This is a genomic window from Sorangiineae bacterium MSr11954 (assembly GCA_037157815.1).
GTDB classification, from domain to species: Bacteria; Myxococcota_A; Polyangia; order Polyangiales; family Polyangiaceae; genus Pendulispora; species Pendulispora albinea.
Genome location: CP089984.1, coordinates 233272 through 252318, shown reverse-complemented (window position 1 = coordinate 252318; position 19047 = coordinate 233272). Strand labels below are relative to the sequence as shown.

Below are 19047 nucleotides of genomic sequence, written 5' to 3'. Positions count from 1 at the left end.
ACATACATGGATGTATCATTAATCCCACCCATGACACCCCTCTCCAACCTCGAGCTCATCGAAGCCGCGTTCTTCGAACATCTCGCGAAAGCGCCATTGAATCTGCCCGACGAGGCGCGCGCCGGGCTCCCCGATCGCATTCGCGCGCGCGCCGCCGAGCTCTGCGAGCGAACCCAAACGCTCGTCGACAACGACCTCGATCGAGGCAATGTCGGCTTCGCCGTCCTCGCGGCCGCAGCCTACGAGGTGCTCCTCGCCGCGGGGCTACCGCCGAGCCGCGCCCTGAGCACCGTGGATGCCTGCCTGAACGATCCCTTGCGCGCGTGGGTGCTCGACGGAACCCGGCAAATGCTCGATGCGTCGCCCGATCCCTTCGAGGCGCTCACGGACGTCTCGCGGCAGCGCGAGGCCCACTATTTCGGCCCCTCGTTCGCGTTCGAGCGCCCCATCGACGATGGATTCGGCTATGTGCTCGAGATCCGGCGCTGCATGTTCCACGAGGCGCTGAAGGCGTGCGGCCGCACGGAGGTGCAGCCCGTGCTGTGCCGGGCCGATCTCAATTGGATCGACAGCATCGATCCGGACCGGCACCACCTGCGCTTTGCGCGGCCGAGCACCTTTGCCACCGCGGATGTTTGTCGAATGTGGTTCATGCGGCTAGAACCGCCACGGCTCCCTCCCACGCCAACGAACACCGATCCCCCCACCGACCATGGCCCGAAGGACCGCTGAAGAAGCCGCCAAGACCCGAGACGCCATCCTCGACGCCGGTCTTCAGACCTTCGCCGAGCTCGGATTCGCCGCCGCGCAGCTCGAGGAAATCGCCAAGCGCGCCGGGGTCACGCGGGGTGCCTTTTATCACCATTTCACCAACAAGGCCGATCTGTACTTGGCCGTGCTGCGGGAGCGCTGGGCCAAGGTGATGGCCCCCGTGCTCGACGAGCTACGCGGCCCCAAAAAGCCAAAGGCCAAGATCCGCGCCTTCGTCTGCGCGTTCGTGCGCGCCGTGCAGAGGGAGCCGGCCATGCAGGCGCTCATGCAAATGAGCCTCTCGGGCGACACGAACCTGCCCGAGTTCCACGGCTCCCTCTCGGACAAGCGCGACGTTTTGGACGCGTTAACCCGCGATCTCGGCGCCCTCATCGACGAAGGTGGTCGCCTGGGCGACGGCATCACGCGCGCCCGCGCCATCCTGATCTTCCTCAACGGCATCGCCGTATCGGCCGCACTCCAACCGGACTCCATCTCCGCACCGCCGGAGCGCTTCGCCGAGCTGCTCCTCGATGGCGTACTTCGCTAACCCGTACCGACAACGAACTTCGATGAGGTCCTCGGCGGACGTATCACACGCCAGCGCGAGCCGTCCTACGTTTAGACCGGGCGCACCGCGTCCGACGTTTTATTTCCATGTGCGGACGTGACGAAGAACAGGGTCACCGGCACGTGCGCAATTTGCTTGTGCCAGAGGCGCGGCGGCACCACGCAAACGTTCCCTTTCGCGAGGTTGTGTATGTCGAGCATGCGATCGGTGCGCTGCACGATGAGCTGGACGCTCCCCTCGAGCACGAAGAGCAGCTCGTCGTCCGGGTGGCGCTCCCACGGGGATTCACCACAAAATCGCGTGAGACCGGGCATGCATTGATTGAACTTTCCCAAGATACGCATGGCGGAGAGGGCCTCCGCCTCGTCGCGAACGACGGCCAAATCCAATGTAGGCAAGCCGGCGGCCAAGGCCAGCGTGTCATGAATGTCCATGCGCGTTAACGTGCACATACCCGTCGCCGGTGTCTTGGAAAAATCGGAAACGGTCTCACCCCGCGAGAATCAAATGATTCGTCTCGGCCGTCCGCTCGGCGAAATAACGATGCGGATGGGTCCCGGTGATCGCATGAAATTCGTTGATGAAGTGCGACTGATCGAAATAGCCGCAGGCGTGTGCAACACGGCCCCACCCCACCTCGGGCGCGGCCATCGCCAGCGCGCTCTGCAATCGCAGGAGGCGCGCATAGCGCTTCGGAGGCATACCGACCCAATCGCGAAAGAGCTGCGACAGCCGGCGGGTGCTCAATCCGATATCGCGCGCCACATCGTCGATGCGCGCCGATTCCACGTTCGCTCGAAACGCGTTCAGCCCATACAAAACCGCGCCAGGGATCGTCCCCGGCCCCGGCGCGCCGCGCGTGCGCGCGACCACCCCTCGCTCGAGACGAGCCAGCCGCTCCACCGGATCACGCGTGCTGCGCACCTGATCGAGCAGATCGGCCGCGAACGAGCCCCACACGTCTTCGAGCGCGACGTGCTTCCCGAGGAGCACATGAAGCGGCACCCCCAGAACGGCCGAGGCCCCGCCCGGCTTGAAATGAACGCCGATGATCGAGGTTCGCAAGGTGGTGTCGATGGCGAACGAGCTCACCTGCGGGCCCGAGATCAGCGCACCGCGCGCCGCCGCCGTCGGCGCCAAGGTGGTCGAATCGTAAATGCCAATCGGCGCCTCGGGGATGGGAAAGAGGATGGTGACCGTCCCATTCGGCAGCACCCGCTCATGGCGATGCGCGGGCAACGGCTCGCCCGGATAGTGCCAGAAGAGCTCGATGTGCGCGTCGAGCGGGGGCCTGGGAACGCGGAGATGCATGGGATCTCCAGGATAGCTAGACGGGGCCAAATTGCGGCATCGCCCGGATCCGCTCCAGCGCGTCGGGCGGTGCATCGGAGGGAAGCGGGGCCGACGATCGAGCCAGCCGTTCGAGCCACCGCCCATCCAGCGGACGCTCGAGATCGCTCGCGTCGACCGCCGCCACCGTGGTCTCCGCTTTTTCACCGGTCGACTCGCCGCGACCGACGGCGAAGCCCGCGAGAAGTAGCGCCGAGCGCGTGGCCGTCGCCCTGCTGTACGTGTGCACGGTGGCCCCCGCCCGGCAAAGGCGCCGGAGCGCGGCAAAAGCCGCCACGGTCCAGAGGGTCGGATTCGCGCGCGGCGAAAAAGGATCCCAAAACACGACGTCCGCCATGCTCGGCGGCATCGAGGCCAAGGTGAATGGAAGCTCCCCGAGAACCAACCGCCAGCTCGTACGCGCCGTCTCGCACGCGCCCGAGGCGAGCAGGGTTCGAGCGGCGGTCGCCGCGTCGCCTTGCAACCCGAAGTCCGCCGCGTGCTCCTCCGCCAGCGCCAGCTCGAACGCGGCCAACGTGCGGTCGAAGCTCACCATCGTGAGGCGCCGCGCCGTCTGCGGCATGCGCTCCGAGAGCTTCCACGCCGCCGCCGCGTTCGACCCCGCGCCCAGCCCCACCTCGAGCAAGACCAGCGCCCCTTCCGCGCCCTCGTTCAGCCTTTGCGCGAGGCGCGACGGCGCCACATAGAGCTGCTCGGCCTCCACCTGCGGCCCCACCACCGGGTGCATCAGCTCCCCGGTCTCCCCATCGCGCATCGCGCGCACGCCGCTTCGCGTGGTCACCACCTCGCAGCGGACATCGTCCGGCATCCTGGCCGCCTTTCGCTGTGCTCGTGCCGATCGATGGCCTCGAGCTTTTTGCGGGCGAACGACGCGTACGTTCCCTGCTCGATCGCGCGCCGGGCCTCGGCCACCAGCGCGTGGTAGTGATGCAAATTATGGAGCGAGAGCAGCCGCGGACCGAGCGGCTCGCTGCACTTGAAGAGGTGATGCAAATACGCCCGGCTGTAGTTCGTGCACGTGGAGCACGGGCACTCCGCGTCGAGCGGCACGTCGAGGTGCGCGTTGGGGCCGCGGGTGACGCGCACGCGTCCCGTGCTGGTGAACGCGGTGCCCTGCCAGCCGAGGTGCGTCGGCAAGATGCAGTCGAACATGTCCACGCCGGCCGCGATGGCCTCGAGCAGATCGGGCGGCGTCCCCACGCCCATCAAGTAACGCGGGCGATCGGGCGGCAAGAGCTCGGCCGAGAAATGCGTAATGTCCTCCCGTTCGGCGCGCGCGTCCCCCACCGCCAGGCCGCCGATGGCAAAGCCATCGAAGGGCATGGGCGTGAGCACACCGGCCGACTCCTTTCGAAGCTCGCGAACCACCCCGCCTTGGACGATGGCAAACAGCGCCTGCGCCGGGTTGGTGCGCGCGGCCAAGCTGCGAACGGCCCAACGGTGCGTACGCTCCATGGCGTCGCGCATGGTGGGGAGATCGGAGCGCGAATCGACGCAGACGTCGAGCACCATCATGATGTCGGAGCCAATGGCCGTTTGCATCTCGATGGATCGCTCGGGCGAGAGCATGTGCATCCGTTGATCGGTGTAGCTCCGAAACCGCGCCCCGCGCTCGCTCAAGGTGCGATCTTCGGCCAGCGAGAAGATTTGATAACCGCCGGAGTCGGTGAGGACCGGGCCCGACCAACGCATGAAATGGTGGATGCCGCCCACCCGGCGAAAGAGCTCCGGCCCCGGTCGCAACATCAAATGGTACGTGTTGCCGAGGACGACCTGCGCGCCCACCTCGCTCAAGTCCGCGGGGGTCAAGCCGGTGACGGTGGCGCGCGTCCCCACGGCCATGAAGACGGGCGTCTCCACCGGCCCGTGCGCGGTCATGAAGGTGCCGCGGCGGGCGCGCGAGCCGGGATCGGTCGTATGAACGGTGAACGGCAGGGTCATCGCGCGCGCGCCCCCACCGCCGCCACCAGATCGAGCTCGAGGCCATAAACCCGCAACTTGCCGAGCCTTTCGGGCGGCTCGGTGACGGTCACCGTAATTTTCTCTTTGGCCTTGGAGGGCACGGTGACCTCGGAGCGCGGGGCCACGCTCGCCGGCCGCTTCACGAAGCCCTCGCGGTCGAGGATGGTGAACTCGAGCTTGGTGAGCCGCAGCGGCTTGTCGAGCGTATTTTCGGCCGCCAGCACCACCTCGGACGTGCCCTCCGCCCCGGCGGCCTTGTTCACCGCGTAGACGCGGAGCGAGCCTTTGTCTTTCAGCTCCTCGCCGCTCGAAACGATGACGGCGCCATCGACCGATTCACCGCTCTTTCGGCCTTTCTCGACGCCTTCTTCGATCCCCTTGGCCGTCTCCTTGGAGACCTGAACCCCCTTCTCCACGATGGTCTCCGTGCAACCTTTGCAGGATGCAAGCATTAAGAAGACGAGGACCAAGGGGACTCTTCGCATGCCCGTTCGATATCATGCGGCGCCGCCGTTCGCCACGCGTCCCACGGGCGCGCTGGACGGGCTGGACGCGCGGGAGGCGGCCGACAGCGCCCCGTCGAGGGCGCGAAGGCCGAGCTCGAGCTCGTGGCGCGCGATCGTCAGCGGCGGGGCGACCAGGACGATGTTGTAGCGCCCGTACGCGTGAACACCTTGGCGTAGGAGCTCCCCGTAGAACGCCTTCATGGGCTCCGACCCCTGCGCGTGATGCCATGGGACGAGCGGCGTCTTGCGCGCCGGATCGCTCACGAGCTCCAGCGCGAACAGCGCCCCCAGCCCGCGCACGTCGCCCACGATGCGCGGGTGGCGCGCGCGGAGCGCTTCGAGGCCCTCGCGGAGCCATGTTTCGAGGGTGATGGCGCGCTCGAAGAGGCCCTCCTCCTCGAAGACGTGGAGGGTGGCGAGCCCCGCGGCCACGCCGAGGACGTGCCCCGCGTGCGTGTGCCCCACGTCGAAGTACTCCCGGTCGAAGAAGCTCGCCACCTTCTCGCGCACCAACACGCCGCCCAACGGCACGTACGAGCCGCTGGCGCCTTTGGCGAAGGAGAGCAGATCGGGGGTCACCCCGAGCCGGACGGCGGCGAACGATTTGCCGGTGCGGCCAAAGCCGGTCATCACCTCGTCGAACGCGAGCAGAATTCCGTGCTTGTCGCAGAGCGCGCGCAGGCCGGCGAGATACCCCGGGGGGTATACCACGAGGCCGCTCGATCCGGTCACCGGCTCGAGCACGATGGCGGCCACGTTCAAGGCGCCTTCGTGGGAGAGGATCGTCTCGAGGTGCGCGAGCGCCCGCTCGGTCTCCTCCTCGGGCGTGCTCGCGTGAAACGGCGATCGGTACGGGTACGGCGCGAAGAAGCGGACGATCCCGGGGAGGTTCGGGAAGGGATCGCGCCAGCGATCCACGCCGGTGAGGGCGCTCGCGCCGATGGTGCTGCCGTGGTACGCGCGGTACGCGCAGAGGATCTTCGGGCGGCGCGTGACGAGGCGCACGATCTTGATCATGTCGTCGTTGGCCTCGGCGCCGCCCGACGCAAAGTGGACCCTGGCGCCCTCGTCGCTCCCCTGGCTCCAGGGGGCGATGCGCGCGAGCGCCTCGGCGTACTGGGCGCGCACGTCGTTGAAGAAGCTGGAGGGCGTCCAGCAAAGCCGGCCCGCTTGCGCGCGGATGGCCTCGACCACCTTGGGGTGCCCGTGGCCGAGGGGCATGGCCACGAAGCCGCTGGTCAGATCGAGGTAACGCTTGCCCTCGCGGTCGATGAAAAAGCAGCCCTCCCCGCGCACCACCGTGGGCGGGTTCAGGCCGCGTTGAATGGCCCAGGGAACGAGGACCTTGCTGCGCTGTGCAAATGCTCCATGATCGTGAGGCATCTCGGGCTCCACGAAGGGTTATTCATCGGCATGGCAGCTTCGACAAATCGAGATAACGGAAGCAAAGGTTCAGAAAAACTGAACCTCGGCGGGCGCCGCCCCTTGCCGCCGCTGAACGCCTTGCGCGCGTTCGAGGCGGCCGCCCGCTGCGGCGGATTCCACGCCGCGGGGTCCGAGCTCCGCGTCTCCGCCAACGCCGTGGGGCGGCTGGTGAAGATCCTGGAGGAGTGGCTCGAGGTCGCGCTCTTCCGGCGCCTCGCGCGCGGCGTGATGCTCACCGACGCGGGGCGCGATTACCTGGAGCGCGTCGGCGCGCTGCTCGATCAGCTCGCGGACGCCACCGCCGAGCTCCAGCGGCGGGAAGCTTCGAAGGTGCTGACGGTGAGCGCGCTACCCTCGTTCGTGGCGCGATGGCTCATTCCGCGGCTCGGTCGCTTGACGGAGCGCCACCCGGATCTCGACGTGCGCGTCCTCGCGTCGGTGCCGCAGACCGACTTTGCGCGCGAGGAGGTCGACGTGGCCATCCGCCTGGGCCCCGGAACGTACGAGGGCCTTCGCAGCGATCTCTTGCTCCGCGAAGACTTTTACCCCGTTTGCAGCCCCGCGTTGCTCGCGCGAAAGCCGCGGCTGCGCAAACCGAAGGATCTGGCCAAGCACGTGCTCTTGCACGACGAGCCGGAGCGCCGCATCCCGCTGCAGATCGACTGGCGGCGTTGGCTGGACGCGGTGGGCGCGCACGACGTCGAGGCGCACCGCGATCTGTGCTTCTCCTATTCGCATATGAGCCTGCAGGCTGCGGCGGCCGGTCAAGGCGTGGCGCTCGCGAGCTCGGCGCTCATCGGGGACGATTGGACCACGGGCCGCCTGGTGCGCCCCTTCGGCGATCTCTCCGTTCGGGGCCCTTACGGCTTCTTTCTGGTGTGCCCCTTCGCCACGGCGGAGCGCGACAAAGTCGTCGCCTTTCGTCGATGGGCGCTGGAGGAGGCGCAGGTCCCCGGGCCGCCGTCGTCCTCGAGGAGGACCTCGCCGGAATAGCCGGTCGGCGCGCGCCATTTCTTCACCGAAGTCGGACGGGGTTCAAAGAACCGATTCGGGCAGCTGGAGCTGCTGCGAAAGCTCGCGCTGCCCGACGGCGGTCACACGGACCGCGCGGCCATCGCCGCGGCGCGCGATCCACTTGAGCGCAAAGAGGTGCGCCGTCAAAAGAGCGCCCAGCGGGCCGCCCAGGTGGTGGCGCCGCTCGGTCCAATCGAGGCACGGCTTTCCGCCGGGCCAGCGCTCGGTGGAGAGCCCGACCCCCTCGGCCCATGCGATGCCGCGCCGCGAGAGCGACAACGCCCCTTCGCGCACGCGAAGAAAGCGCGCGTTCTCCAGCGACGCGAGCCACGCCACCCCCAGCTGGCCCGCGAGGTGGTTGTAGCAGGTGCGGGCGTGCGCGAGCGCCTGGCGGGTGGGGCTCTGCGACGCCGTCGGCGTGCGCAGCGGGCCATGAAGGAGCGCCACCGCCTCGAGCGCCTCCGCCACTTGGTCGTTCGCGAGACGAAAGTACCGATGGCGTCCGATGGGCTCGACCCGAACGAGACCGCCCGCGACCAGGCGCTGCAAGTGGAAGCTCGCCGTTTGCGGGGTGACGCCCGCCATGTTCGCCAGCTCGGTGGCGGGTCGGGCGGAGCCGTCCATGAGCGCGAGCAACATCGTGGCGCGCGAGGTGTCACTGACGAGCTCACCGAAGCTCGCGACGTCGAATCGGCTGGCGGGAAGTACGAGCTCGGGGGTCATGCGCCGAGTATACCGTGGCGTGCACGCGAACACTTCGATGGCCATCGAATCGACGGCGCCAAATGCGCCTGAAAACCGTCTATCGTGAGGCCATGAGCGCCTTCGCACGCGCGATAAGCTTCCTCGGTTCGTTCGCTTCGTTCGCGTTGCTCGCGGCCGCGTGCCATCGCGGATCGACCCCCGAGCCAAACCGCGGCCCGGACTCCCCCGGCCCCGCGCGCGATGACGAACCCAAGACGGCATCCCTGCCCTCGTCGACCGCCCGTGCTCCGGGCTCGTCCGCCGTCGGTGATCCGAGCTCGCCCCCTCCCGACTTGACCGCCGCCGGTCTCGTGCGCCGCGATGGCGCGCGGCGAATCCCGATTCCATGGACCGGCAGCTTGCAGAACCCCTGCTGGTCGCCCGATGGACGCGAGCTCGTGATCACGCGGTTTCTCGAGGGGTACAACAAAGGCCTCTCGCTCGTCGCGCGGGTCGCGGTCGCCGACGGGACCCCCATCGCCTGGGAAAAGGCCACGGCCCAAGACGTCAACCTCCCCGGCTCCTGCTGGAACAAGGCGCTCGGGCGCATCGCATTCAGCTCCGACGTGGCCGAGCACGACGAGATTTATCTGGCCGATCCCCGGACCAGCCAGCGCACCCAGGTCACGCGCCGGAAACATGCGGAGGCACGGGAGCCCTCCATCTCGCCCGATGGACGCTTCATCGTCTTCGAGTCGCACGCCGTCGGCAGCGAGGCGAACGGCTCGCTCTGGCGCGTCGGGACCGACGGGCGCGGCCTCGTTCGATTGACCGACGGCCGCGGCAACGACCGACAGCCCAATTGGTCGCCGGCGGGCGATCGCATCCTTTTTCAATCGAACCGCCGCGGCAATTTCGATATCTACACCATCGACCCCAACGGCCGCTCCCTCGAGAACGTCACCCAATCGCCGGCCGAGGACACCGACGCCGCGTGGTCCCCTGACGGAACGCACATCGTTTATTCATCGGACGAAGGTTCGCTGGAGCACGCCAATTTGTTCGTCATCGCCCGTCGGGCGGACCAAACGGGCCAAACGAGCGGCGGCAAACGAACCCGAGTGACCCATAGCCGCGGCTACGACGGCGCCCCTTCGTGGTCGCCCGATGGCCGGTTCATCGCCTTCGAATCGAGCGAAGGCGATCCCGAAGCGGCGGGCGCCGGCACGGCCATCTACGTGATCGCCGCGCCGAAGCTCCCGTGATCAATTGAATTGTCCGGCCCCCGTGGCATCGCCGTCCGAGCTGGGCGGGGGGAGCGTATCCTCGAGCACCTGCCCGTCGACGGCCGTAATGCGAACTTTCACGGGGCCGGGGCCGGTCCCCTTTTGCACCACGAAATAATTGTAATTTTCACGCGTCGCGTCGACGTAGACACCCGATGACGTTTGGACCGCGAGGGAACGAATGGGAATGCGATGGTTTCGCACTTGGATGGCAGTCCAATCTCGCGAGCTTCCATCTTTGTAATGATACGCAACGTTCCCCGTCACGTTGCACGCCACGGTCTGCCAGGTGATGGGCACCTTTCCATCGTTCCGTTCGGCAATTTTTACGAACGCCTGCTCGCTGAGGTCGATATGACCGCGCTGGCACTCCGGGCATCGATCGACGATGCGCACCGTCACGCTCCCCTTCGGCCCTCGAACGGACACGCAGGAGCCGCACGCCTGGCTCCCGGCATATTGCTCCGTGTTCATGGCCGCCACATCGAGGTCGCCGGGCGAGGGATCGAAGGAGCAGTTCCCTCCCCCATTCGCCGCGTAATACGTGGCCTGCCCCGTTTGCATCTCGCCCAAGGGCGCGGGTCGATCCTGACCTCCGCCATCGCCACCCGAGCCGCCGCCTCCACCTCCTCCACCCCCGCCCGTGCCGGGTCCGCCATCGGCTCCGCCGGGTCCTCCGCTGCCTCCATCGTTCGAACTGCAGCCGCACACGACCGCGAGCAAGCCGAGCCAGAGAGCGATGCGCATTTCTCCGATGCTAACCCATCCGCGGGCTCGGCAGGAGTGACTTCCAACGCGAATGGCCTCTTCAAAGGCGCGAGAATGATCTGCCCAAAAAGGAAAAAGAGTAAGTCGGCGTTCGCTTCCGACTTACTCTTTTTTGGGGGAAATCCGTCGCGGCGGGGTGGGCCGCGACGGAGATCGTAACTGTTACTCGTTACTTCACGCTGAGGGTCACGTCCCGGAGCGTGGTGTTCGCATAAGAGAGCAGGTCGGCGATGGCGTTGGCTTGCGAGGTGGTCGCTCCCGCGCTCACCAGCTTGCCGACGCTACCGGCCTTCAGGCTCGACGAGAGGGTGGCGTAGGCCTTGATGACCAGGTGCAGCGCCGCATCGAGATCCGCGTAGGCCTTGGCCGACGCTTCGGCAGCGACGTCCAAGTTCACCTTTGCGAGCAGGTCCAGGGCGGCCTTCAGATCGACGTCGAGCTTGGCGCTCAAGTCGGCCGAGAGGTTCAGGACCGCGTCGAGGGTCGCTTGCGCATTGACCACCAGGTTCAACAAGAGCGCGACCACGCCCTTAACGTCGGCGGAGAGGTGGCCCGCGAGGCTACCGGTGAGCGTCGCCGCGAACTCCGCGCGCGCCGCGGCGATGGCTTCGATGCTGGTCGATGCCGCGACCGAGGCCGCGAACTTCAGCGAGGCGTGGAGCGCCAGCTTCAGGGTCGCGTCGAAGCTGGAGTTGCCCGAGTCACCGCACCCGCAGGTGTGCATGATGTCGGTCACCACCTTGCTCGACAGGCTCGCCTCGACGGCCGCCGCGGCCTTGATGCTCGCGAAGAGCGAGGCCTTGGCGTCGATGACCCCGTTGAGGGTCAGGTTCAGCGCCGCGTTGAGCGCCGCGCTGAAGGTCAGGCTGGCGGCCGCGTGGATGCGCGCCCGCAGGTCGGCCGACAGTGCGCCCGCGGCGTCGAGGGCCGCGTCGAGGCTGGCAGAGAACTCCGCCGTCAGCTTGAGGACGGCGTCGATCGTGAGGATCGAGCCACCACCACCGCCGCCGCCACCACCACCGCCGCACCCGCAACCATTGGCCTCCAGGGCGCGATTGAGGTTTTGTGCGGCCTGCGATGCCAGACGGTCCAATTGGAGCGCGTCGAGCGTGATGCCACTGTCGCGGGCGGTCATCTCCTCGGCCCGCGCGGCCACGAAGGACGCCTTGGCCAGGGCATGGATCACGAGCTTGATGTCGGCGCCGGCTGCGAGGGCCACTCCGACGGCGGCCGAGAGGGACGCGTCGATGTGTGCGCGCAGGCTGGCGGCTGCATAGGCGCTCAACTCGAGCGAGCTATCGAGGGTCGCCGCCCAGTCGAGGAGGGCCTTCGCCTCGATCGACGATTCGGTCGATATCGGCGCCGCGATGACGACCTCGCCGGTGCCTCGCGTGGAGGATTCGAGAATGGCCGAGCCCACTACTTTGCCCGAATAATCGAGCGCATCGATGATGAGCAGGCTCAAGTCGCTCGGCACCTTCAAGTTGAAGGTCCCGTCGGTCGAGAGCGCGGCGTCCGCGATCCACTTCAACGCTCCGATGGGATCGCTCGGTCCGCACGCCGATGGCCCCATCGCCCGCCCCCCGCAAAGTTGCGAGATGCGGATCGTCTTCGTCATATCGCGGGTTCCGGGACCTGCGAGGCCCCACTCCGGCTTTCCATTCCCTTCGTTCGTTACGCGTCCTTGGACAATCGAGAGGGCAGAGCTCTCACTTCGAGAAGTTTCATCTCCCCCACCCTGGCTTGCATCCATCCCTGAAGAGCAGCCGGCAGCTACCGTCGTTCCGAGAACCAGTGCCAACATGCTCCACTTTGAAGAAATCTTCTTCATGAGTTCGCTCCTTGAATCTGGGCGTCCTGTTTTCGTATCAGAGGGTTAGTATTGCTCGCACCAACCACGAAACACCGTGTAAACCACGCTGATTCGGGGCCGGTCATTAGTGCCACGAATACGGATACGCACGCCGTCCTCCTCACTGCACGGCGGATTTGCAATGCAGTCACTTCATGCGGTTATGATGTCCACCCATCTCCGACAATCGCCCATCTGGAGCGCACGGACTCATTTTTGGTGAACGCGGGAACCGTCCGCAGCCGACCGCGAGGCCAAAAACACGCGGTTCGATAGGCTCGAAGGCTCCAAAAAAGTATTTCGAATTATCCAAATACGCCCCGTGTCCGGGCTCCGAGGGGGCGCGATCCGGCCTCGGGAGGCGGTGTTTTGCGGGTTGGACCGCAGGAGGCGATCGAAACGATTGTCCCCGATTTGCCGGAGTCGCCGGTTCGTTCGGCGAACGAGGCCGTCGCCCGCGGCACGCGGAGAGCGCTTTTCGCGCGGCGCGCGCCGGGTGAATCGCCGACGAGGTCGCGGTGGATGCTGACGCCGGCGCCCACCATCGAGCGTGCTTCCCGCCAAATCCGCAGGGTCCGCTCATGGGACGCAAGCCCCAGCGAGGCCTGCACACCCTCGTTTCACCGATCGTGAAGCTTTGACATCGTCACCCCACCTCGCGCGCTCGATCCGTCAAAAAGGCGCGTTTTGAACGCGCGACGATGGTGCGGTGCGCGATGGCCCCATTCGTTGCAGCGTAGGCGCAACTCGCTCCCGCGAGCACCCGGCGATCGCGCAAAAGGTTGGCGCAACTCGCTCCGCGAGCACCCGGCGATCACGCAAAGGGCGACCTCGATGGCGGCCGAACATGGACTTCGATCCGTTCACGTATTGCAGGCGACTCTCCGGATGGCGGTTTCACGAAACCCCACCGAATCATCCCCATCGCACGCGAGCGCCGAATCTCCCGGCACGCGAGGAGCACCGATTCGCCCCCGTCGTACGAGAAGCACCGAACCGTCCCTCGCGAAAAGCTCCGAATCGGCCCCATCGCACGAGCAAGCGCTCAATCCGCCCGGCGCGAGAAGCAGCTCCGAATCAGCCCCATCGCACGCGAGCGCCGAATCGCCCATCGCGCGAGGAAGCGCCGATTCGCCCCCGTCGTACGAGAAGCACCGAACCGTCCCTCGCGAGAAGCTCCGAATCGGCCCCATCGCACGAGCAAGCGCTCAATCCGCCCGGCGCGAGAAGCAGCTCCGAATCAGCCCCATCGCACGCGAGCGCCGAATCTCCCGGCACGCGAGGAGCACCGATTCGCCCCCGTCGTACGAGAAGCACCGAACCGTCCCTCGCGAAAAGCTCCGAATCGGCCCCATCGCACGAGCAAGCGCTGATTCGCCTCGGCGCGAGAAGCTCCGAATCGGCCCCATCGCACGAGAAGCACCGAATCGCCCCCGCGCACGAGAAGCACACAATCGTCCCCATCGCGCGAGGAAGCGCCGATTCGGCCCGGCGCGCGAAGCGCCGAATCAGCCCCATCGCGCGAGGAAGCGCCGATTCGGCCCGGCGCGGAGCTGTGAATCGTCCCTGTCGCGAAAAGCGACAGATCGTGCACACTTCGCGAGTAGCTCTCCGAATCGTCCACGTTTCCGTGGGGGTTCCCCGAATCGTCCACGTTTCCGCGGGGGACACGGGATTGTCCACGTTTGGTGGAGGCCAGACGGCCGGATCTGGCCATGCTCGGACGCTCAAGCTGCTTCGTTCGAGCGCCCGCGCAACGACATTGCAGTTTTCAAACAGGTGTTTCGAGAGCTCGACGAGATATGCGGTGACCCAGCACCGGCCTCTCCCGCACCTTAACACCTCTTAAGGAAGCTGAATATGCGACCGCTCGGATCCGCTGTCGAGGTCGGAAGCTGTCCGGACCTCGTACGTGTCGGTCGCGTTTCGTCGCAACTCCAAGATGCCATTAGCACCACGAGCAATGCGTCCGAACGGGAGACCCGCGCCGCTGCGCAATCCTTTACCATACTCGACCATCCCATCCCATCCAACCCCTGACCCAATCGACTAATTGCGACACAACGCGCTTCGAATGGCTAGTTTGAATGGACTCGGGAGTAGGAAATGAACTACTCCCTACCCATGCCTCAGAACCTCCAAGCTACCATTCGCCAGCTCGCCGAGACATTCGCCGAGGGGCTCCTCCAAGCCGCACGATCTGCCTCCCTCGAGGAGATTCTCCAGAGCGACGGCGCTGTCCCGGGCCGCCGCACAGCCGGCCGCCCGCGCAAATCGTCCGCTCCCGTAGCCATCGCGGAGCCGGTCGCAAAACGCGGCCGCCCGGCAAAGCGTAACGGGGCGAGCGGCGATGTGTCGATCGATCGCATCGTCGAAGTGCTTCGCAAAAACCCGAAGGGGCTTCGCTCCGAGCAGCTTCGCGCTCAGCTCAAGCTCGAGAAAATTCCGTTCCGCCAAGCCGCAGCCAAGGCGCTCGACGCCAATTTGATCACCCGAACCGGAGAGAAGCGCTCGACGACCTTTTTTGCGAAGTAGTCTCCCAACCGATGCGAGCCCTCATCACGGGTGCCACGGGACTGCTCGGTCGGAAGCTGCTCCCCAAGGTCGATAGCGCCGTCGTCCTAACGCGCGATACCGGCCGAATGCATCGTGATCTCGGCTCCGTCGAAGCGTACGCCTGGGACCCGGAGACGGGTCCCGCGCCGCGCGAAGCACTGCGCGGCGTGGATGTCGTATTCAACCTTTTGGGCGAGCCTGTCGCCGGCCGCTGGACGAAGGAAAAGAAGCGCCGCATTGCAGACAGCCGCGCCATCGGGACGCGCAACCTCGTCGCCGCCTTGGAGACGGCGCCGGTGCGACCGCGTGTGCTGGTCTCGGCGTCCGCCGTTGGCTACTACGGCGATGCCGGCGATACGGTTCTCGACGAAGAAGCTTTACCGGGCCGCGACTTCATGGCGGAGGTGGCCGTCCAGTGGGAGCGCGAGGCGCTCCGGGCACGCACCTTCGGTGTGCGCGTCGTATGTCTCCGCATCGGAATCGTGCTCGCACAGGGCGGAGGCGCCCTCGGAGCGATGCTCTTGCCCTTTCGCATGGGCGTGGGCGGCCCCCTCGCCGGCGGAAAGCAGTGGATGCCATGGATCCACATCGATGATGTGATTGGGCTCATGCTGCACGCCAAAGGCAACGACGCTGTCGTGGGCGCAGTCAACGCGGTTGCGCCCAATCCGGTCACCAACGCGGAGTTCGCGCGCGCCCTCGGCCATGCCGTGCACCGTCCCGCGATCCTTCCCGTGCCGAAACTGGCGCTGCAAGTCGCATTCGGTGAAATGAGCCAAGTGCTCTTCGCCTCGATCCGCGCCGTGCCGCGCGCCGCCTTACGCAGCGGTTACACGTTTCGATATACGGATCTCGGCGAAGCGCTGGCGGCCACGGTGGGCACCTAGAGCGGTCGCCCCGAGCGCGCGGCTCGCGCGCAAACGCCTCGAGCGCACGCTCATGGCGCCGAGCTCCGCCGCGCGCAAAGTGCGCCTCGGACTTGGTGCCCAATTGTCACCAAAAGCCGACGCGGCTGAACCACGATGCGCTGCTTGTGACATTGTGTAACAAAGCGCGAAGGCGCTCCTCGGTTCTGTTCGTGGGTTTGGCGATGGCGTTCGTCGCGTGTGGGCTGGACGATGGGGGCAGCGATGCCCCGCCGCCGCGCGCCGATGGAAGCGCGCCGGGGGTCGTGACCGACTCGGGTGCGGCGGCGCCGAAGGATGGTGCGGGCCATTCGCCGGTCGATGCGGAGGTGCCGGCGTGCCGGCCGGAGCCGCTGCCTGGGCATCGATTCACCCTCGCCGTGATTCCGGATACCCAGTATCTGTTCGACAAGGATCGCGGCGATCCCAGGGTGCTGGAGGCGAGCGTCCGGTGGATTGTCGAGCACGCGCGCGAGCACAACATCGTTTTTACGGCCGGCCTCGGCGATATGACGGAGAATCATCAGCCGGAGGAGTTCGAGGCCATCGATCGCGTGTACGACATTTTCGACCAGAATGGCGTTCAATACAGCCTTCCGGCCGGTAACCACGATGTGACCTCCTCGAAGCTCGACGACCAGCGCAACCCGGACGAGCCGTATCTGAAATACTTTTCGCCGAAGCGCGTGATGGGCAACCGCACCTTCGGGGGCGCCACGTCCAACGGCTTCAACACCTTTTACATCTTCGAAGGGGGCGGGCAGAAGTGGCTGCTGCTCGCGCTCGATTGGCGCATGTCGCCGAGCTCCATGCAATGGGCGCGCGATGTCATCGCGCAGCACCCGACGTTGCCCGTCATCGTGACCACGCACGAGTTGGTCGACCACCGCGGCGTGGCGACCGATCCGCCCTCCGACAATGCCGTGCTCCGGGACTATGGCCAGAAGATCTGGAACGAACTGATCCAGAACAACGACCAAATCTTTCTAACCCTCAATGGTCACTTCTGGACGCCGGCCCGGACCACGAAGAAAAATGCATCGGGTCACGATGTGCACCTGCACCTGACGAACTACCAAGATCGTTATTACGGCGGCAGCGGGATGATTCGGCTCTACGAGTTCGATCTCGACCGCAACACCATCGACGTCTCCACCCACTCGCCGTACATGGCGGCCATCCCCGCGGCGCAGCGGCTCCCGGCGCAGCAGGCGGAGGTGGAGATGACCGGTCCGAACGATCGTTTCGTCGAGTCCATCGACTTCAAATCGCGGTTTGCCGCCTTCAGCGGGATCAAGCCCCCTGCCCCGCCGCCCTCGCTCCCGGCCGAGCAAGTGACCATTCCCGGAACGCTCGCCTATTGGCGGTTCGATAACGAGAGCGGCGACACGGGCACGGGCGCCGTCACCGGGACGATCCGCGATCGCTCGGGCCGCGGCAACGATCTCGTGCGGGTCACGGCCGCCGGCGGCAAGGACGAGGACCTCGCCTGGGCCAAGGACTACCACCCGTCCCAGCCGGGCCATGGCTCGCTCCTCTTCAAAGGATCGAAGACGACGCCGCCGTCGTACTTGCAAACGGTGGACACGGCGCCCCTCAACGGGTCGAAGCTGGAGACGGGCTATACGATCGAAGCCTTCGTGCACTTGCCCGACGACTGCTGCGATGGCCACGCCTGGATGGGGCTCCTCGGCCGCCTCGGCACCGGGGGCGACGCCGGAAAGACCGGATCGGCCGATCACGACGATCTCTTGGAGCCGGTGGCCACCTTGTCGGTCACCGACGGGCGCGGCTTTCAGTGGGCGATTTACCCGCTCAATTACGATGGCATCAAAACGAATTGGAGCCATATCGTTTACGCGCAGACATGGCAGCACATCGCCCTCGTCAACGACGGGCACCGCACCATCATGTATATCGACGGCGCACCGGTGGTTCGCAATCCTCAAAACGAGAGCATCGGCATCTCCACCGTGGGCCGGGCGTGGCTCGTGGGCGCCACCAGCTACGACAACAAAATCGAGCAGGCCTTCGATGGCTCGCTCGGCGATGTGCGCATCGTGGACCATGCGCTGCCCGTCGACCGATTCATGACCGCGCGGCCTTAGCCGGCCTCTCCGCAGAGAGGCGCGGAGGTCGACGTTCCAAGCGGTGCGCCATGTGCTATTTTCGTGGCGCGGATGCGAATGCGAGGTTGCGTTCTTGGCGCTCGTTGACGGTTCCTCGAGCCGAACGCCGTCGCGATGCCGCGGCTGGATGGCCGCGTTGGTGTTGGGAGCGCTCATCGGAGCGTGGGGCTGCAAACGTCACGCACGCACCCAGATGGTGCCGAACGCATCGCGGGCGGACGCTCCCGATGCCGGTGCCTCCGCGTCGCGCGCCCAGGCATCGACGAACGGGTGCGACGTCATCGAACGCCGGCAAGAGGCCACCGCGGATCACCGGGCTGCGTGCTTTCCCTCCGCGGCCGCGCTTCCCTACACGCAGTGCCTGACCGGTGCGCGCGGCGGGGCGTGGGGGCTGCTCGTCCACGAGTGCACCACCCCCGAAGCCATCGCGTTTGGATTCGAGCAACGCGTCCAATACCATGTCGTATACGCCATCGACGGCGACGCGACGGAATCCGAACCTCGACGTTGGGCGACCGTGACCGGTGCAACCGTGTTCGATTTCGACGGAGACGGGGAGAACGAGCTGCTCGTCACCGGCGAATCGTCGACGTGTACCATGAGCAGCGACTTCTGCTCGGGCCCCCGCATTCCAACGGCGGAGGTCTGGACACGAAAGGAACGGCGGCTCGTACCGTACGCGCCCTCCGAGCTTTTGCCGCCGAAGGAGGCCGCGCGCACGCCGATCGCGTTGGGTCCGGCCGGTGCCCGGGACATGACGCGGCCGCAGCTCGTGGGCATCGAGGACGTCGATCACGATGGCAGGCCCGATCTTCTCACGCCGCTTCATTACGAGCTGTCGAACACGGATGGCGACATCACCGGATGGATGACCATCGGGCCATCGTTCGTAGCGCGATCGCTGCCCGACGGATCCTTCTCGCTGACGGACGACGGCGCGCGCCGAGCGACCAAGGCCAGGTGCGCGCGAACGCCGCCCGTCGAAGGAGCTCGGTCGCACGAGCTTCTGGCGTCCGCGGTCTGCGAGCGGCTCCTCGGCAAACCCGTGGATGCCGTCCTTCGCGCTTGGGCGCAGCGCTGCAAGACGCTCGTCGCGCGCGCAAAACAGCACGAAGTGCAGGCCTCGGAAGGCGACGAGGACGACGTTGCGGTCGGAGGTGTCTGCTTCGACTGGGGCGAGGTGCGGGGAGGCTTGACCGGGCGGGCCACGAAGCCGCCGCGTCCCCCGCCAGGCGTCCGGCGCATGCTGAGCGAGACCAAACCGCTGTAGGGAGGGCGCGCGCGGCCCC

Annotated in this window: 17 protein-coding genes; 8 read left to right on the top strand and 9 right to left on the bottom strand. The window is 66.5% G+C overall.

All coding sequences use genetic code 11. The annotated features are described in order from the left end of the window. The first annotated feature begins 30 nt into the window (after positions 1 to 30). The gene (locus LZC94_01015; GenBank protein WXB15860.1) at positions 31 to 732 is read left to right on the top strand and encodes an L-2-amino-thiazoline-4-carboxylic acid hydrolase; all 702 of its coding nucleotides are present in this window, start codon (positions 31 to 33) and stop codon (positions 730 to 732) included. Beyond that, a complete protein-coding gene (locus LZC94_01010; protein ID WXB15859.1) occupies positions 713 to 1300 on the top strand; it encodes a TetR family transcriptional regulator in 588 nt (195 codons plus the stop codon). Before LZC94_01015 ends, LZC94_01010 begins: the two co-directional genes overlap by 20 nt. Before the next feature lie 71 nt (positions 1301 to 1371). Here LZC94_01010 and LZC94_01005 read toward each other — a convergent pair whose 3' ends face one another. The 6 genes from LZC94_01005 to LZC94_00980 form a co-directional block, all read right to left on the bottom strand. Next, complete coding sequence (locus LZC94_01005; protein ID WXB15858.1) at positions 1372 to 1755, bottom strand: cupin domain-containing protein; 384 nt, start codon at positions 1753 to 1755, stop codon at positions 1372 to 1374. Between the two features lie 55 nt (positions 1756 to 1810). Further along, entirely contained in the window at positions 1811 to 2632 is an 822-nt protein-coding gene (locus LZC94_01000) for a helix-turn-helix transcriptional regulator (protein ID WXB15857.1), read from the bottom strand. A gap of 16 nt (positions 2633 to 2648) precedes the next feature. Further along, complete coding sequence (locus LZC94_00995) at positions 2649 to 3479, bottom strand: methyltransferase (GenBank protein WXB15856.1); 831 nt, start codon at positions 3477 to 3479, stop codon at positions 2649 to 2651. Further along, positions 3449 to 4612 (bottom strand): tRNA guanosine(34) transglycosylase Tgt, encoded by a 1164-nt coding sequence (gene tgt, locus LZC94_00990; protein ID WXB15855.1) that lies wholly within the window; start codon positions 4610 to 4612, stop codon positions 3449 to 3451. The genes LZC94_00995 and tgt overlap by 31 nt, the downstream gene beginning before the upstream one ends. Continuing rightward, on the bottom strand, positions 4609 to 5049 hold the full coding sequence (locus tag LZC94_00985) for a hypothetical protein (GenBank protein ID WXB15854.1): 441 nt from the start codon (positions 5047 to 5049) through the stop codon (positions 4609 to 4611). Before LZC94_00985 ends, tgt begins: the two co-directional genes overlap by 4 nt. An 81-nt stretch (positions 5050 to 5130) precedes the next feature. Further along, the gene (locus LZC94_00980; protein WXB15853.1) at positions 5131 to 6522 is read right to left on the bottom strand and encodes an aminotransferase class III-fold pyridoxal phosphate-dependent enzyme; all 1392 of its coding nucleotides are present in this window, start codon (positions 6520 to 6522) and stop codon (positions 5131 to 5133) included. Positions 6523 to 6552: 30 nt separating this feature from the next. Between LZC94_00980 and gcvA the strand changes: the two genes are divergently transcribed. Further along, positions 6553 to 7557, top strand: a complete 1005-nt coding sequence (gcvA, locus tag LZC94_00975) for a transcriptional regulator GcvA (protein WXB15852.1) — start codon at positions 6553 to 6555, stop codon at positions 7555 to 7557. 42 nt (positions 7558 to 7599) lie between these two features. Here the strand turns inward: gcvA and LZC94_00970 are convergent, their stop codons facing one another. Continuing rightward, positions 7600 to 8301: a winged helix-turn-helix domain-containing protein gene (locus tag LZC94_00970; protein ID WXB15851.1), complete on the bottom strand. Its 702-nt coding sequence runs from the start codon at positions 8299 to 8301 to the stop codon at positions 7600 to 7602. 92 nt (positions 8302 to 8393) lie between these two features. On the opposite strand from LZC94_00970, the gene LZC94_00965 reads away from it, so the two are divergent. Beyond that, entirely contained in the window at positions 8394 to 9527 is a 1134-nt protein-coding gene (locus tag LZC94_00965; protein WXB15850.1) for a hypothetical protein, read from the top strand. On the opposite strand, the gene LZC94_00960 is transcribed toward LZC94_00965, so the two are convergent. Continuing rightward, on the bottom strand, positions 9528 to 10295 hold the full coding sequence (locus LZC94_00960; protein ID WXB15849.1) for a hypothetical protein: 768 nt from the start codon (positions 10293 to 10295) through the stop codon (positions 9528 to 9530). A 190-nt stretch (positions 10296 to 10485) separates the two neighbouring features. After that, complete coding sequence (locus LZC94_00955; GenBank protein WXB15848.1) at positions 10486 to 11934, bottom strand: hypothetical protein; 1449 nt, start codon at positions 11932 to 11934, stop codon at positions 10486 to 10488. A 2358-nt stretch (positions 11935 to 14292) separates the two neighbouring features. Here LZC94_00955 and LZC94_00950 point away from each other — a divergent pair. From LZC94_00950 to LZC94_00935, 4 genes are all read left to right on the top strand, one after another. Next, positions 14293 to 14703 carry a hypothetical protein gene (locus tag LZC94_00950; protein WXB15847.1) on the top strand — a complete coding sequence of 137 codons (411 nt, stop codon included), beginning with the start codon at positions 14293 to 14295 and terminating at the stop codon, positions 14701 to 14703. An 11-nt stretch (positions 14704 to 14714) separates the two neighbouring features. Beyond that, the gene (locus LZC94_00945) at positions 14715 to 15611 is read left to right on the top strand and encodes a TIGR01777 family oxidoreductase (GenBank protein WXB15846.1); all 897 of its coding nucleotides are present in this window, start codon (positions 14715 to 14717) and stop codon (positions 15609 to 15611) included. Between the two features lie 203 nt (positions 15612 to 15814). Further along, the gene (locus tag LZC94_00940; protein ID WXB15845.1) at positions 15815 to 17737 is read left to right on the top strand and encodes a hypothetical protein; all 1923 of its coding nucleotides are present in this window, start codon (positions 15815 to 15817) and stop codon (positions 17735 to 17737) included. A gap of 214 nt (positions 17738 to 17951) precedes the next feature. Further along, positions 17952 to 19028, top strand: coding sequence for a hypothetical protein (locus tag LZC94_00935; protein WXB15844.1), 1077 nt, complete (start codon positions 17952 to 17954; stop codon positions 19026 to 19028). The last annotated feature ends 19 nt before the right edge of the window (positions 19029 to 19047 follow it).

Bases quoted from the DNA above. Each gene is read 5' to 3' on its own strand.
- LZC94_00950 (WXB15847.1), top strand. From the start codon at position 14,293: ATGCCTCAGAACCTCCAAGCTACCATTCGCCAGCTCGCCGAGACATTC.
- LZC94_00995 (WXB15856.1), bottom strand. From the start codon at position 3,479: ATGCCGGACGATGTCCGCTGCGAGGTGGTGACCACGCGAAGCGGCGTG.
- LZC94_01000 (WXB15857.1), bottom strand. From the start codon at position 2,632: ATGCATCTCCGCGTTCCCAGGCCCCCGCTCGACGCGCACATCGAGCTC.
- LZC94_00965 (WXB15850.1), top strand. From the start codon at position 8,394: ATGAGCGCCTTCGCACGCGCGATAAGCTTCCTCGGTTCGTTCGCTTCG.
- LZC94_00955 (WXB15848.1), bottom strand. From the start codon at position 11,934: ATGACGAAGACGATCCGCATCTCGCAACTTTGCGGGGGGCGGGCGATG.
- LZC94_01010 (WXB15859.1), top strand. From the start codon at position 713: ATGGCCCGAAGGACCGCTGAAGAAGCCGCCAAGACCCGAGACGCCATC.
- LZC94_00980 (WXB15853.1), bottom strand. From the start codon at position 6,522: ATGCCTCACGATCATGGAGCATTTGCACAGCGCAGCAAGGTCCTCGTT.
- tgt (WXB15855.1), bottom strand. From the start codon at position 4,612: ATGACCCTGCCGTTCACCGTTCATACGACCGATCCCGGCTCGCGCGCC.
- gcvA (WXB15852.1), top strand. From the start codon at position 6,553: ATGGCAGCTTCGACAAATCGAGATAACGGAAGCAAAGGTTCAGAAAAA.
- LZC94_00970 (WXB15851.1), bottom strand. From the start codon at position 8,301: ATGACCCCCGAGCTCGTACTTCCCGCCAGCCGATTCGACGTCGCGAGC.
- LZC94_01015 (WXB15860.1), top strand. From the start codon at position 31: ATGACACCCCTCTCCAACCTCGAGCTCATCGAAGCCGCGTTCTTCGAA.
- LZC94_00940 (WXB15845.1), top strand. From the start codon at position 15,815: ATGGCGTTCGTCGCGTGTGGGCTGGACGATGGGGGCAGCGATGCCCCG.
- LZC94_00935 (WXB15844.1), top strand. From the start codon at position 17,952: ATGGTGCCGAACGCATCGCGGGCGGACGCTCCCGATGCCGGTGCCTCC.
- LZC94_00960 (WXB15849.1), bottom strand. From the start codon at position 10,295: ATGCGCATCGCTCTCTGGCTCGGCTTGCTCGCGGTCGTGTGCGGCTGC.
- LZC94_01005 (WXB15858.1), bottom strand. From the start codon at position 1,755: ATGGACATTCATGACACGCTGGCCTTGGCCGCCGGCTTGCCTACATTG.
- LZC94_00945 (WXB15846.1), top strand. From the start codon at position 14,715: ATGCGAGCCCTCATCACGGGTGCCACGGGACTGCTCGGTCGGAAGCTG.